Below are 13,290 nucleotides of genomic sequence, written 5' to 3' on the forward strand. Positions count from 1 at the left end.
ACTGACGAACTCCTGCGCTCCCGAGACTAGTGTCCCGCTCCGGAGCGCTTCCAGCGACCCGCCAGCCAGGGCAGTGCACCCGCCGCGAGCAGGGCCAGTCCCAGCCCGGCTGGTGGTACGTCGACCCGTCCCGTCGTGACGTCGGCGACCGCACCGAGCACGACGGTCAGCGCGCCCACCGCTGCGGTTCGCGTCACCACGCCGCGCAGCACGGCTCCGTCGTCGTCGCGACCCTGCGGACCGAGGGCGGCGTGCCCGGCGGCCACGTGGAAGACCAACAGTCCCAGCGCGACCACCAGGGTCGGCCCCAGCCGGACCTGCTCGACGACGGCGATCCACCAGCCCGCCGACGCCAGCACGGTCGTGAGGGGGAACATGCTGTCCGGGAGCTCGGCCGAGGCGATGGCAAGCAGCACCAGCACCAGCGCCGGCCACCACGGGGAGGTCGGTGCGGACGAACGGGTGACCTCGGCGACGACCACGATCGGCACGACGATCGCCAGCCAGGCCAGCACGTTCGCCACGCTCAGGGTGCCGATGCGATGACCTTGCCGGTCGCGGAAGGTGACGCCGCTCGTGGTGCTCATCGGCGCCCCAGTCGAGGGACGGCCGAGCGTCGGGTCAGGTCGCGGAGCACCTGGTCGAGGCTGTGCGGTCCGGTCCAGGTCACCACCGGGATGCCGAGGGACGCCATCTGGTCGCGTTCGAGCCGGCGCTGCAGCATCCGTATCCGCCAGGCCAGTGCCTCCTGGTCGGTGGTGCCGGGGCCGACGCCCTCGGCCAGCTCCTGCGGCAGGGTGTCGATGACGACCACGTCGATCCCGGCGCTGGTGAGCATCGCCACCTGGCGCGTCGACGCGGGCTCGATGAGCGGCGACAGCATCAGGGCCAGGGTGCCCGCACCGAGGGCCTGCCGGGCAGCGAGGGCGTCCTCGCCACGAGCAGTGCCCGGCTCCACGAGGGACAAGGTGTCCAGCAGGCGGCGCAGCTGCATCCGGCCCGATGCGGACGGCACGAAGCTCACGCCCCAGGCACCGAAGACTCGCATCCCGACCCGGTCTCCGCGGCGCAGGAAGTGGTCGGCGAGCACGGCCGCGGCTCGCACCGTCAGGTCCATGCTGCTGTGGGCGCCGTCGATGCCTTCGCTGTCGCCGACGTCGTTGACCGCGTCGACGAGCACGACGACGCGGGCGTCCTGGTCGGCGTAGGTCGCGGTCACGTGGAGGCGTCCGGTGCGGGCCGAGGTCGGCCAGTGGATCCGTCGCAGCCGGTCGCCCGGTTCGAAGGCGCGGACCTTGGCGAACTCCGTGCCCTCGCCGGGTCGCCCCGCGCGCTCCATGCCGACGAGGCCGTGGGGGTGGGGCGCCGGCGCCGACGAGTCGAAGGGTTCGGTCGCCGGCAGCACCGTCACCTGGAGCCCGGCGAACGGGTCCGCCGTCCAGCGCCAGGCTCCCCAGGCGTCGTACGCAGCGACGACGGGGCCGCCGAGCCGTCGACGTCCCCAGCGGGTCGCGCGCAGCGCGACGTCCGTCGTCGCGGTGCCGTCCGGCGCGGCGACGAGTCGACCGTCCTCCGGTTCGACGTCGAGCCAGCGCTGGCCCGGGTGGAAGGCCGCCACGACGCCGCCCGGGGGGAGCTCGGTCACGACGGTCCGCCAGCCGAACTCCTCACTCTCGTGGACGGTCAGCGCGCCTTCGGTGGCGCGCGCTGCAGGCGTCTCCTGCGGTCGCGCGGCCTGGCCGGCCAGCGCGATCAACGCCAGTGGTGCGGCCAGCAGCACGACGTCGGTCCGACCGAGCACGAGTCCGGCCACCAGCAGGCCGAAGCCTGCGACCGCGGCGCGCAGATGGGCATGCGTTGCGCGCCACGGGTTCACCGGATCGGCTCTCTCGAGCTCGACGCCGCGGCCGGCGCGGCGACGTGAGCGAGCACCGAGGCGACCACCGATCGCCCGGACACGTCGCTCATCCACAGCTCGGGCCGGATCGTGATCCGGTGCGCGAGGGCGGGCACGGCGACTGCCTTCACGTCCTCCGGCGTGACGTAGTCGCGCCCGGCGATCACTGCGAAGGCGCGGGACACCAGCATCAGGGCAAGGCCCCCGCGCGGTGATGATCCGACGAGGGTGTGGTGGTGGCTGCGCGTGGCGGCGGCCAGCGCGACGCAGTAGCGGCCGACGTCCGGGTCGACGGTCACGGTCTCGACCGCTCGCTGGATGGCCATCAGGCCGTCGGCGTCGATCACGGTCCGGACGGTCTGTTCCTCCTGGCCGCGGGCGAGCCGCCGCCGCAGGACCTCCCACTCCTCGCCAGCCTCCGGGTAGCCGAACTCGACGCGCAGCAGGAACCGGTCGAGCTGGGCCTCGGGCAGGGGGTAGGTGCCTTCGTACTCGATCGGGTTGGCCGTCGCGAGGACGTGGAACGGGGCCGCGAGCAGGAAGGTCTCGCCCTCGACGGTCACCTGCCGCTCCTGCATCGCTTCGAGCAGTGCGGCCTGGGTCTTCGGTGGCGTGCGGTTGATCTCGTCGGCCAGCAGCAGGCCGGTGAACAACGGACCGGCGCGGAACTCGAACTCGGAGGTCCGTTGGTTGTAGATGAACGACCCGGTGAGGTCGGCCGGCAGCAGGTCGGGGGTGAACTGTGCCCGCTTGAAGTCCAGGCCGAGGGCCTGGGCGAAGGACCGCGCGGCGAGGGTCTTGCCCAGCCCGGGGAAGTCCTCGAGCAGCACGTGGCCACCGGCCACGACAGCCGCCAGCACCAGGGTGAGCGCCTCCCGCTTGCCGACGACGGCGGTCTCCACCTCGTCGAGGACCTGTTGCGCCAGTCGGGACGCCTCGGCGGGACTCACAGCGCCTCGAGTGCGTCGAGGACGGTCGCCAGGTCGCGGCGGTAGCGGTCGGGTGAGTCGAGGGGTGGCGCATCCAGGAAGCGTCGTACGACGGCGGGCAGGGCCGTGCGCGGATCGACATCCGCCGGTCCGGCGAGCACGGCCGTCGTGCTCAGCAGGCGGTCGACGATGCCGACCAGCTGGGCGTGCACGGTGGTGGGGTCGCGTGCCCCGACCAGGCGGGCCAGGTGGGTGAGCTCGAGGTCGTGGGCACGGTTGTCGCGGACCTGCAGCGGCGCGTCCTCCGGCCACGTCGGCGAGACGACGTCGTTCGCGATCGCAATCGCGTAGGCCAGCAAGACGCCCACCGCAACGGCGGCGCACACCCAGGCAAGGATCATCGGAGGCCTCCCGGCGTTCGTCGGCGAAGTCCGTCGAGCAGCGCGGCCAGGCAGGTCGCGGCCTCGTCCCGTTGGAGATCGGTGATCGGGTGGGTCGAGAAGCGGGCCTCGCGGTAGAGCCCGGCCAGGCGACCGATCACCTCGGCATCGAGCGGGTACGACGACAGGACCCGCTCCACGAACTCGCTCGGGGTGTCGGCGGGACTGCGCACGAACCACTCCGACTCGGTCGCGTGCTCGAGGCGCAGCCATGCCGCCACGATGCTGTTGCGGGCCGAGCCGTGGGCGAGGTCGTCGAGTGCGTTGCCGAGTGCTTCGGCCAACGCGTCCCCGGTCTCGTCCTCGGGATCGGGCTGCGGGGAGGGAAGCAGGGTCGGGCGCAGCTGGCCGCCGGACAGGCGTCGGCGGCGCAGCGAGATCCGCAACCGGCCGACCAGGCCGAGGACCAGTGCGACGAGCGCGGCGAGCAGGACCAGCAGGGCGAGGCGGCCGGGAAGCAGCGCTCCAGGGGCAGCGCCGTCCCCGTCGTCCTCCTCGAGCTGGTCCCGGTCGACGGTCTCCTCGGCGTCATCCTCGGACTCGGACGGCGCGGAGTCGTCGCGCTGCTCGGATCCGGTCCGGTCGTCGTCGCGGGCGATGGACTGCAGTCCCTGTCCGGACGCCGTGACGAGCACGCACAGCGCGAGGACCAGCGCGCCGAGCGCGAGCAGCGCGCGCGACCCGTACCCCATGACGGGAGTCCCCATGAACGGAGGTTACGCCGGTCGGCTGTCCACGGAAAGCGGCCCAGTTAGGAGAGGCTAAGCAAAGAGGCGTAGATTTCCTGCTCGTGCTCGCCAACTTCCTCATCGGACTCCGCGAAGGCCTCGAGGCCGCGCTCGTGGTGAGCATCCTGGTTGCCTACCTCGTCAAGACCGATCGTCGCGAGCTCCTCCCGCGGATCTGGCTCGGCGTCGGGGTCGCCGTCGCGATCGCGCTGGCCTTCGGTGCGGCCCTCACCTTCGGCCCGCGAGGCCTGACGTTCGAGGCCCAGGAGGCGATCGGCGGGACCCTGTCGATCGTCGCCGTCGCCTTCGTGACCTGGATGATCTTCTGGATGGCCACGGCCGCCCGCGGACTGGGTGCCGAGCTGCGTGGCCAGATCGATCGCGCGGCCTCCGGCAGCCGCTGGTCGCTGGCCGTGGTCGCCATGCTCGCGGTCGGTCGCGAAGGCCTGGAGACGGCGCTGTTCCTCTGGGCGGCGACCGAGGCCGGCACCCGCGAGGCGGCCGGTGTGGTCGCGCCGACCTGGGAGCCGCTGGTGGGCGCCACCCTCGGCATCCTCTGCGCGGTCGTGCTCGGCTACCTGATCTACCGCGGAGCGATCAGCCTCAACCTCTCGGTCTTCTTCACCTGGACCGGCGCGTTCCTGATCCTCGTCGCTGGCGGTGTGCTCGCCTACGGCATCCACGACCTGCAGGAGGCCGGGATCCTCCCGGGCCTGCACTCCATCGCTTTCGACGTCTCGGCGACGATCCCGCCGTCCTCCTGGTACGGCACCGTCCTCAAGGGCGTCTTCAACTTCTCGCCGGTCACCACCCGGTTCGAGGCCGCAGCCTGGCTCGCCTACGTGCTCCCGGTCGGCGCCCTGTTCCTGGTCCGCCCCCGGCTCATTCAGTCCCGACTCGTCCGATCCCAACGCTCACTCCAGGAGAACTGACTCCATGCGCAAGACCCTGCTCGCCTCGCTGGCCACCCTGGCCGTCGTACCGGCCCTCGCTGCGTGCACCGAGAACGCCAAGACCGACGCCGGGGGCGGCGACGCCCGCGCCCTGACGGTCGCTTCGACCAAGGACGCCTGCGACCTCTCGGCGAAGGCGGCACCGGCCGGCACCATCAGCTTCGACGTCTCGAACACCGGCTCCGACGTCACCGAGTTCTACCTCCTGGCCGAGGACGGGCTCCGGATCGTCGGCGAGGTCGAGAACATCGGCCCGAACCTCACCAAGACCCTCACCGTCACGGTGCCCGAGGGCAAGTACGTCACGGCGTGCAAGCCCGGGATGGTCGGTGAGGGCATCCGTGCCGACTTCGACGTCACCAGGTCCGACGAGGAGGTCAAGGTCAGCGCCGACGAGGCCCAGCTCATCGAGCAGGCCACGAACAACTACCGCGCCTACGTCCAGGACCAGACCTCGCAGCTGCTGGTCAGGACCCAGGAGTTCGTCGAGCTCTACAAGTCCGGCGACTCCGACGACGAGGCCCGCGCGCTCTACCCGGTCGCCCGCGAGCACTGGGAGCGGATTGAGACCGTCGCCGAGTCGTTCGGCGACCTCGACCCGCAGATGGACGCCCGCGAGGCCGACGTCGACTTCGCCGCCGGCGAGAAGTGGACCGGCTGGCACGCGATCGAGAAGGACCTGTGGCCGGCCCGCGCCGAGAAGTACGCGGTGTGGACCCCCGACGAGCGCGCCAAGTACGCCGACGACCTGCTCGCCAACACCGTCGAGCTCGACAAGCGGGTGCAGGCCACGGGCAAGGACGCGCTCGCGTACCCGCTCGACTCCATCGCCAACGGCTCGCGCGGCCTGCTCGAAGAGGTCGCGACGGGGAAGGTCACCGGCGAGGAGGAGTTCTGGTCGCGGACCGACCTGTGGGACTTCCAGGCCAACGTCGACGGTGCGCGGATCGCGTTCGAGGGCGTGCAGCCGATCCTCGAGACCAAGGACCCCGAGCTCGCCGAGCAGCTGACCACCCGGTTCGCCGAGCTGGACGAGCTGCTCGACAGCCACCGCAAGGGTGACGGCTTCGTGTACTACGACGAGCTGACCAAGGACGACGTCGACAAGCTCGCCGCCGCCGTCAACGCGCTCTCCGAGCCGTTGTCGCACCTGACCGCCGCGGTCGTCTCCTGACCATGGCCAGCAACCTCAGCAGACGTGGGCTCCTCGGCGGCGGTGTGGCGGCCGCAGGAGTGGCCGGCGCGTTCGTCGCAGGGCGCGGCACCGCAGCCGGGGACCCGGTCACGGCAGTCGTGTCGTCGTACCCGTTCCGCGGGGAGCAGCAGGCGGGCATCGTCACGCCCGCCCAGGACCGGCTGCACTTCGTCGCGCTGGACGTGACGACGGAGGACCGCGAGGAGCTGATCGGCCTGCTGAAGAGCTGGACCGAGGCTGCCGAGCGGATGACCCAGGGCGGCTCGGCCGGACCGGTCGGGCCGGTCGCGGGCGCCACCGACGTACCGCCCGACGACACCGGTGAGGCGATCGGCCTGCCCGCCAGTCGACTGACGATCACCTTCGGCTTCGGGCCGACGCTGTTCCGCACGGCCGACGGCAAGGACCGCTTCGGGATCGCCGACCAGCGGCCCGAGGCGCTCGAGCCCCTCCCGCACTTCCGCGGGGACATCGACGACCCGGCCCGGAGCGGTGGCGACATCTGCATCCAGGCCTGTGCCGACGACCCGCAGGTCGCCGTCCACGCGATCCGCAACCTGGTCCGGATGGGCTTCGGCGTCACTGCCGTGCGTTGGTCCCAGCTGGGCTTCGGGCGTACGTCGACCACCTCGACGAGCCAGTCGACGCCGCGCAACCTGTTCGGGTTCAAGGACGGCACCGCCAACGTCAAGGCGGAGGAGGCCAAGGCGCTCGACGAGCACGTCTGGGTCGGCAAGGACGACGACAAGGCCGCAGCCTGGCTCGCCGGTGGCTCCTACCTCGTCACGCGGCGCATCAACATGACCATCGAGGTCTGGGACCGGCAGCCGCTGGGCGACCAGGAGCAGTTCGTCGGCCGCACCAAGGACGCCGGCGCGCCGCTGTCGGGTGGCGAGGAGTTCACCGACCCCGACTTCGACCTGCCCGGGAGCACCGGTCCGATCATCCCCGCGGACGCGCACGTCCGGATCGTCCACCCGGACCAGAACGACGGCGTCCGGATGCTGCGTCGTGGCTACAACTTCGTCGACGGCAGCGACGACATCGGCGGGCTCAACGCCGGCCTGTTCTTCATCGCCTACGTCCGTGACCCGCGCACCCACTTCATCCCCGTGCAGCGGCGGATGGCGTCCAGCGACGCTCTCATGGAGTACCTCAAGTTCAGCGGTTCCGCGCTGTTCGCCGTACCTCCGGGCGTGGCCGCGGGGGAGTACGTCGGCCAGTCCTTGTTCGGGTGACGAAGACCGCGTCCGGATCGCGTTCACAAGTTCGTAACAGGCTCTCGCGGCGGGTACTGTGGCCACTGGCACAGCGTCGTGCAAACCCTTTCACCCGCACGATCCTGTGAAGGACCTCGCTGTGACTTCTCGTCCCGTCGTACTCATCGCCGAAGAGCTGAGCCCCGCCACCGTCGAGGCGCTCGGCCCGGACTTCGAGATCCGCCACTGCAACGGCGCCGACCGCGCCGAGCTGCTGCCCGCCATCGCGGACGTCGACGCGATCCTCGTGCGTTCCGCGACCAAGGTGGACGCCGAGGCGCTCGCCGCGGCGAAGCGGCTCAAGGTCGTTGCCCGGGCCGGTGTCGGCCTCGACAACGTCGACGTGAAGGCAGCCACCCAGTCGGGCGTCATGGTCGTCAACGCACCGACCTCCAACATCGTCTCCGCCGCCGAGCTCGCCGTCGCGCTGATGCTCGCCGCGGCCCGCCACGTGTCGCCCGCCCACGCCGCGCTGCGCAACGGCGAGTGGAAGCGCTCCAAGTACACCGGCATCGAGCTCTTCGAGAAGACCGTCGGCATCGTCGGCCTGGGTCGCATCGGCGTCCTCGTCGCGCAGCGCCTGTCCGCCTTCGGCATGTCCGTCATCGCCTACGACCCCTACGTGCAGGCCGGTCGCGCCGCGCAGATGGGCGTGCGTCTGGTCGACCTCGACACGCTGATGGCCGAGTCGGACTTCATGTCCGTGCACCTGCCCAAGACGCCCGAGACCGCAGGTCTGATCGGCGCCGAGCAGCTGGCGAAGGCCAAGTCCTCGCTCGTCCTGGTCAACGCCGCCCGCGGTGGCATCGTCGACGAGGCCGCGCTGTACGACGCCCTCAAGACCGGCCGCATCGCTGCCGCGGGCCTCGACGTCTTCGCCAAGGAGCCGTGCACCGACAGCCCGCTGTTCGAGCTGGAGAACGTCGTCGCGACGCCGCACCTCGGCGCTTCCACCGACGAGGCCCAGGAGAAGGCCGGCATCGCCGTCGCCAAGTCCGTCCGCCTCGCCCTGTCCGGTGAGCTCGTCCCCGACGCGGTCAACGTCCAGGGCGGCGTGATCGCCGAGGACGTGCGTCCGGGGATCTCGCTGACCGAGAAGCTCGGCCAGATCTTCACCGGTGTCGCCGGCGAGGTCGCCCAGCAGCTCGACGTCGAGGTCCGCGGCGAGATCGCCGAGCACGACGTCAAGGTGCTCGAGCTCGCTGCCCTCAAGGGTGTCTTCAGCAGCGTCGTCGAGGACCAGGTCTCCTACGTCAACGCGCCGCTCCTCGCCGCCGAGCGCGGCGTCGCCGTGCGCCTGGTGACCGAGAGCGAGAGCCCCGACCACCGCAACCTGATCACGCTGCGCGGCACCCTCGCCGACGGTGCGCAGGTGTCGGTCAGCGGCACGCTCGTCGGCATCCACCAGCGCGAGCGCCTCGTCGAGGTCAACGGCTACGACATCGACATCGAGCCCACCGACCACCTCGCGTTCTTCACCTACGTCGACCGCCCCGGCATGGTCGGCACGGTCGGTCAGATCCTCGGCCAGGCGCAGGTCAACATCGCAGGCATGCAGGTCTCCCGCGAGACCAAGGGCGGCGAGGCGCTGGTCGCCCTGTCCGTCGACTCCGCCATCCCGGCCGAGATCCTCGCCGAGATCGAGACGGCCATCGAGGCCACCTCGATCCGCGCCGTCGACCTCGTCTGAGCGCGAGTTGGGGTTTGTCACGCGCGAGTTGGGGTTTCCCACCTTCGAGTTGTGAGTTGCCGACGTACGTCGGCGCGACAAACCCCAAGTCGGCGGTGACAAACCCCAAGTCGCGCTAGGCGACCAGCACGCTCGCCTTCCCGCTCCGCTTCGTGGAGCGGGGGGCGGCGGTTCGCTCGACGACGGCCCAGGCCGCCGCTATCCGGGTGACCGCCTCGACCAGCTGCGGCGCGTCGATGGCGTAGGGGATCCGCAGGTAGCGGTCCAGTCCGCCCTCGGGGGCGAAGGACGGACCGGGTGCCAGGAGCACGCCGTGCCGCTCGGCCTCGCTCGACAGTGCGGTCGCGCCCGCTGAGGGGAGCTGGCACCACAGCGCCATCCCTCCGGCCGGCATCCGGAAGGTCCACTCCGGGAGCGTGGTGGCGAGGGCCGCGGCCAGTGCATCGCGCTGGTGCCGGAGCCGGTCACGGTGCAGGGACACGATCGCGTCGTGGTCGCCGTTGAGCAGCCGGGTCAGCACGAGCTGTTCGAGCACCGGGGCCCCGAGGTCGAGGCCGACCCGTGCGCGGGTCAACTGGTCCACGAGGCCGTGCGGTGCGCGGATCCAGCCCAGGCGCAGGCCACCCCACACGCTCTTGCTCGCACTGCCGACGGTGACCGCGTCCTTGCTGAAGCACGCGAAGGGCCGCAGGGCCGGCGCATCGTCCAGGCGGAGCAGGTGGTGCGCCTCGTCGACCACGGCGACCGCGCCGTTGCGGGCGAGCGCGTCCGCATAGGTCGCGCGCTCGGCCTCGGTCATCACCAGGCCGGTCGGGTTGTGGAAGTCGGGCATCACGTGGACCAGGCGCGGACTGCTCCGCCCCAGCACCTGCGCGACCGCGTCGAGGTCCCAGCCGGACGGATCGAGCGGGACGGACGTGAGCCGCCCGCCGCCGGTCCGCAAGGCCTGGACGGCGTTCGGATAGGTGGGTGACTCCACCAGCACCCGGTCCCGGGGGCCGACCAGTGCGCTGCCGATCACTGCGGTCGCGGCCAGCGCGCCCGGTGTGACGATGATCTGTTCCGGTGCGGTCGGCAGCCCGCGGGCGTCGTACGACGCGGCGATGGCGGCCTGCAGCGCCGGCATGCCGGCGGGGAAGTAGCCGTGGCCGCCGAGGTGCGCAGGCAGGTCGGCAACCGCGTCGGCGTAGGCGGCTGCGATCCCGGGCGGTGCGGTCGCCGCCGCACAGACCAGGTCGATGACCCCGTTGCCGACGTCACTGGGCCACAGGGCGCGGTCCAGGGCGCGGGTGCGGCCGCCGGGTAGGCGGGTGAAGGTGCCCGATCCCTGGCGGGCCTCGGCGTAGGCGCTGTCACGCAGTACGGCGTACGCGCGCGTGACGGTTGTGCGCGAGACGCCGAGCGCCTCGGTGAGGTCGCGCTCGCTCGGCAGCCGGGTGCCGTAGGCGATCCGCCCGTCGCCGATCAGTTCACGCAGCGCATCGGCCAGGCCGACGTACGCGGGGGAGCGGTCGAACCCCTCGACGAGGGTGGCCAGTCGGGGAGCCGCGAGCGAAGTGGACTGCAACATGAAGGCCACTGTATCTCGATTGGCTATTTGGCAACAGTCCAATCGCGTGGACAGTGGAGGCATGTCCCTGGCCGTCCAGACCTCCGCTCCCACCGTCGTCCTCTCCGACCTCGGCCCGCTCGCCCAGCTGCGCGCCGGTCGTCTCGTACGACGCCTCGCGCAGCTGTTCCTCGGCCTGGCCCTGTACGGCGTGAGCCTTGCGATGATGGTGCTGGGCGACATCGGTCTGGCACCGTGGGACGTGCTGCACTCCGGCTTCATCCGCCACGTGCCGATCACGCTCGGGCAGGCGGTCGTGCTGTTCAGCTTCGTCGTGCTGGTGTTCTGGATCCCGCTGAAGGAGAAGCCCGGCGTCGGCACCATCGCGAACGCGCTGGTGGTCGGCATGTCCGCCGACGCGACGCTGGCGGTGTTCGACGCGCCCGACAGCCTTGCGGCGCGGATCGGTCTGATGGTCGGCGGCGTGCTGCTGTGCGGGTTGGCGACTGCCCTCTACATCGGTGCCCAGCTCGGCCGCGGTCCGCGCGACGGCCTGATGACCGGCCTGCACCGTCGTACCGGCCTCTCGATCCGGCTGGTCCGGACCGTCCTCGAGGTCACCGTCGTCGTGATCGGCCTGCTGCTCGGCGGCACCCTCGGACTCGGCACCGTCGTCTTCGCGCTGACCATCGGCCCGATCGCCCAGTGGCTGATGCCGTTGTTCCTGGTCGACCTGCGAGCGGACCTGCCCGGGGATGTCCCCGATCCGGCCCTGAAATCGTTCGCTGACCCTGCATGAAGCGGGGGCGGGCTGGATAGGCTCGCACCATGACCACCGACGGTTCCCAGGCCCCTTCATCGGCAACTGCCCCTGAGCCCAGCCCGCTCGCACCCCCCGAGGCCGTCCTGACGCTGACTGCGCCGGAGGCGGCCGCACCCGTCGTCGAGACGGCCGCACCCAAGATGGCGCCCCAGGTGGCGGCCGAGATGGTGCCGGAGCTCGACGCCAAGGTCGACAACTTCCTGACCTCGCTGACCAACACCAAGGCCGGCAGTCCGGAGTTCGCGGCGCAGGCGGAGAACGTCCGCACCATGGGCGATGCCGACATCCGCAAGGCTGCGGAGACCTCCAACCGGATGCTCGAGAAGCCGGTGATGGCGCTGCGTGAGGGCGGCATCTCCCAGGGCTCCAAGGTCGGCAAGACGCTGCTCGAGCTGCGGCGCACGGTCGAGGACCTCGACCCGGGCCAGGCCACCGGCGCGAAGAAGTTCTGGGACAAGCTGCCCTTCAACGACAAGATCGAGGACTACTTCCGCAAGTACCAGTCCTCGCAGAGCCAGTTCAACGGCATCCTGCACTCGTTGCGCAGCGGCCAGGACGAGCTGACCAAGGACAACGTCGCGCTCAACCTGGAGAAGACGAACCTGTGGTCGGTCATGGGTCGGCTCAACCAGTACATCTACGTCGCGGAGAAGCTCGACGCGAAGCTGTCGGCGAAGATCGCCGAGCTCGAGCTCAGCGACCCCGACACGGCCAAGACGCTCTCGCAGGACGTGTTGTTCTACGTCCGCCAGAAGCACCAGGACCTGCTGACCCAGCTCGCCGTGTCGATCCAGGCCTACCTGGCGATCGACATCATCATCAAGAACAACATCGAGCTCATCAAGGGCGTCGACCGGGCCTCGACGACGACGATGTCGGCGTTGCGTACGGCGGTCATCGTGGCGCAGGCGCTGAACAACCAGAAGCTCGTGCTCGACCAGATCACGGCGCTCAACACGACGACGTCGAACATGATCCAGCGCACCTCGGAGATGCTCAAGGAGAACTCCGCGGCGATCCAGGAGCAGGCCGCTTCCTCCACCATCGGCATGGAGCAGCTGCAGGCGGCGTTCGCCAACATCTACGCCACCATGGACTCGATCGACGAGTTCAAGCTCAAGGCGCTCGACAACATGTCGACGACGATCGGCGTCCTCGAGACCGAGGTGCAGAAGTCGAAGGCCTACATCGAGCGCGTGCAGCAGCACGACGCCCGCAACGCCGCCGGCACCCTCGACATCGGCTGATCCGGGAATCGAGCGGGCAGGACGAAGTTCGGGTGGGGCTGAAGTCGTGGTGGCAGCGGGCTCGGGGTTCCGGGACGGTCGTGGAGTCGGGGTACGTCGTACCGCCGCCCCCGACCGAACAGGACATCCTGGCCGCCCTCAACAAGGTCAACGCGATGCTGACCGAGGGCAACGCGCCGCCGGTCGTGATCTCGCGGGTGGTGCGGATCGCGCGGACCATCCACCAGACGCTGCCGCGGTTGCGCCAGCTCGGGCTCGGCAGCATGGAGAGCTACTCCGTCGTGGCGACCGCGACCGACTACCTGCCGGAGGCCGTCGGCGGCTATCTCCGGCTCCCGCGTGACTGGGCGGACACCCGGCCGATCGACGGCCACAAGACCGCGCTGGTGATCCTGATCGAACAACTCGAGCTGCTCGGAGCAACCATGGACCAGATCTTCGACGCCGCGAACCGTGCGGACGCGCAGGCGTTGGTCGCGCACGGCCAGTTCCTCGCGGCGAAGTTCGGCCACGCCTCCGACGGTGGCCCCGACCTCACCCTGGGAGCACCATGAAATTCACCCCACGACGTTCTTCGTCT

The 13,290-nt window shown here is 70.7% G+C and carries 13 protein-coding genes; 7 read left to right on the top strand and 6 right to left on the bottom strand.

Going from position 1 to position 13,290, the window contains the following annotated elements:
- Positions 1-26: 26 nt before the first annotated feature.
- Genes ASD84_RS19485 through ASD84_RS19505 form a run of 5 tightly spaced genes read right to left on the bottom strand, consistent with a single transcriptional unit; the run spans position 27 to position 3,973 of the window.
- Entirely contained in the window at positions 27-587 is a 561-nt protein-coding gene (locus tag ASD84_RS19485; RefSeq protein WP_056714024.1) for a hypothetical protein, read from the bottom strand.
- Positions 584-1,972 carry a DUF58 domain-containing protein gene (locus ASD84_RS19490; protein ID WP_056714028.1) on the bottom strand — a complete coding sequence of 463 codons (1,389 nt, stop codon included), beginning with the start codon at positions 1,970-1,972 and terminating at the stop codon, positions 584-586. The genes ASD84_RS19485 and ASD84_RS19490 overlap by 4 nt, the downstream gene beginning before the upstream one ends.
- Complete coding sequence (locus ASD84_RS19495; RefSeq protein ID WP_056714032.1) at positions 1,873-2,847, bottom strand: AAA family ATPase; 975 nt, start codon at positions 2,845-2,847, stop codon at positions 1,873-1,875. Before ASD84_RS19495 ends, ASD84_RS19490 begins: the two co-directional genes overlap by 100 nt.
- A complete protein-coding gene (locus ASD84_RS25200) occupies positions 2,844-3,227 on the bottom strand; it encodes a hypothetical protein (protein WP_056714035.1) in 384 nt (127 codons plus the stop codon). The genes ASD84_RS19495 and ASD84_RS25200 overlap by 4 nt, the downstream gene beginning before the upstream one ends.
- Positions 3,224-3,973, bottom strand: coding sequence for a DUF4129 domain-containing protein (locus ASD84_RS19505; RefSeq protein ID WP_082574093.1), 750 nt, complete (start codon positions 3,971-3,973; stop codon positions 3,224-3,226). The genes ASD84_RS25200 and ASD84_RS19505 overlap by 4 nt, the downstream gene beginning before the upstream one ends.
- 83 nt (positions 3,974-4,056) lie before the next feature.
- Here ASD84_RS19505 and efeU point away from each other — a divergent pair, with 83 nt between their 5' ends.
- From efeU to serA, 4 genes are all read left to right on the top strand, one after another.
- Complete coding sequence (efeU, locus tag ASD84_RS19510) at positions 4,057-4,926, top strand: iron uptake transporter permease EfeU (RefSeq protein ID WP_056714040.1); 870 nt, start codon at positions 4,057-4,059, stop codon at positions 4,924-4,926.
- 4 nt (positions 4,927-4,930) lie between these two features.
- On the top strand, positions 4,931-6,121 hold the full coding sequence (gene efeO, locus ASD84_RS19515) for an iron uptake system protein EfeO (protein WP_056714041.1): 1,191 nt from the start codon (positions 4,931-4,933) through the stop codon (positions 6,119-6,121).
- Positions 6,122-6,123: 2 nt separating this feature from the next.
- Positions 6,124-7,380, top strand: coding sequence for an iron uptake transporter deferrochelatase/peroxidase subunit (gene efeB / locus ASD84_RS19520; protein ID WP_056714045.1), 1,257 nt, complete (start codon positions 6,124-6,126; stop codon positions 7,378-7,380).
- A gap of 121 nt (positions 7,381-7,501) precedes the next feature.
- On the top strand, positions 7,502-9,091 hold the full coding sequence (gene serA, locus ASD84_RS19525; protein WP_056714958.1) for a phosphoglycerate dehydrogenase: 1,590 nt from the start codon (positions 7,502-7,504) through the stop codon (positions 9,089-9,091).
- Between the two features lie 115 nt (positions 9,092-9,206).
- On the opposite strand, the gene ASD84_RS19530 is transcribed toward serA, so the two are convergent.
- Positions 9,207-10,661 (bottom strand): PLP-dependent aminotransferase family protein, encoded by a 1,455-nt coding sequence (locus tag ASD84_RS19530; RefSeq protein ID WP_056714962.1) that lies wholly within the window; start codon positions 10,659-10,661, stop codon positions 9,207-9,209.
- 61 nt (positions 10,662-10,722) lie between these two features.
- Between ASD84_RS19530 and ASD84_RS19535 the strand changes: the two genes are divergently transcribed.
- Genes ASD84_RS19535 through ASD84_RS19545 form a run of 3 tightly spaced genes read left to right on the top strand, consistent with a single transcriptional unit; the run spans position 10,723 to position 13,264 of the window.
- Positions 10,723-11,439 (top strand): YczE/YyaS/YitT family protein, encoded by a 717-nt coding sequence (locus ASD84_RS19535; protein ID WP_056714048.1) that lies wholly within the window; start codon positions 10,723-10,725, stop codon positions 11,437-11,439.
- Positions 11,440-11,468: 29 nt separating this feature from the next.
- Positions 11,469-12,710, top strand: a complete 1,242-nt coding sequence (locus ASD84_RS19540) for a toxic anion resistance protein (RefSeq protein WP_056714050.1) — start codon at positions 11,469-11,471, stop codon at positions 12,708-12,710.
- Positions 12,711-12,742: 32 nt separating this feature from the next.
- Positions 12,743-13,264, top strand: coding sequence for a hypothetical protein (locus ASD84_RS19545; protein WP_056714053.1), 522 nt, complete (start codon positions 12,743-12,745; stop codon positions 13,262-13,264).
- Positions 13,265-13,290 lie beyond the last annotated feature (26 nt).

Source organism: Nocardioides sp. Root682 (assembly GCF_001427795.1).
In the GTDB taxonomy this organism is placed as follows: Bacteria; Actinomycetota; Actinomycetes; order Propionibacteriales; family Nocardioidaceae; genus Nocardioides.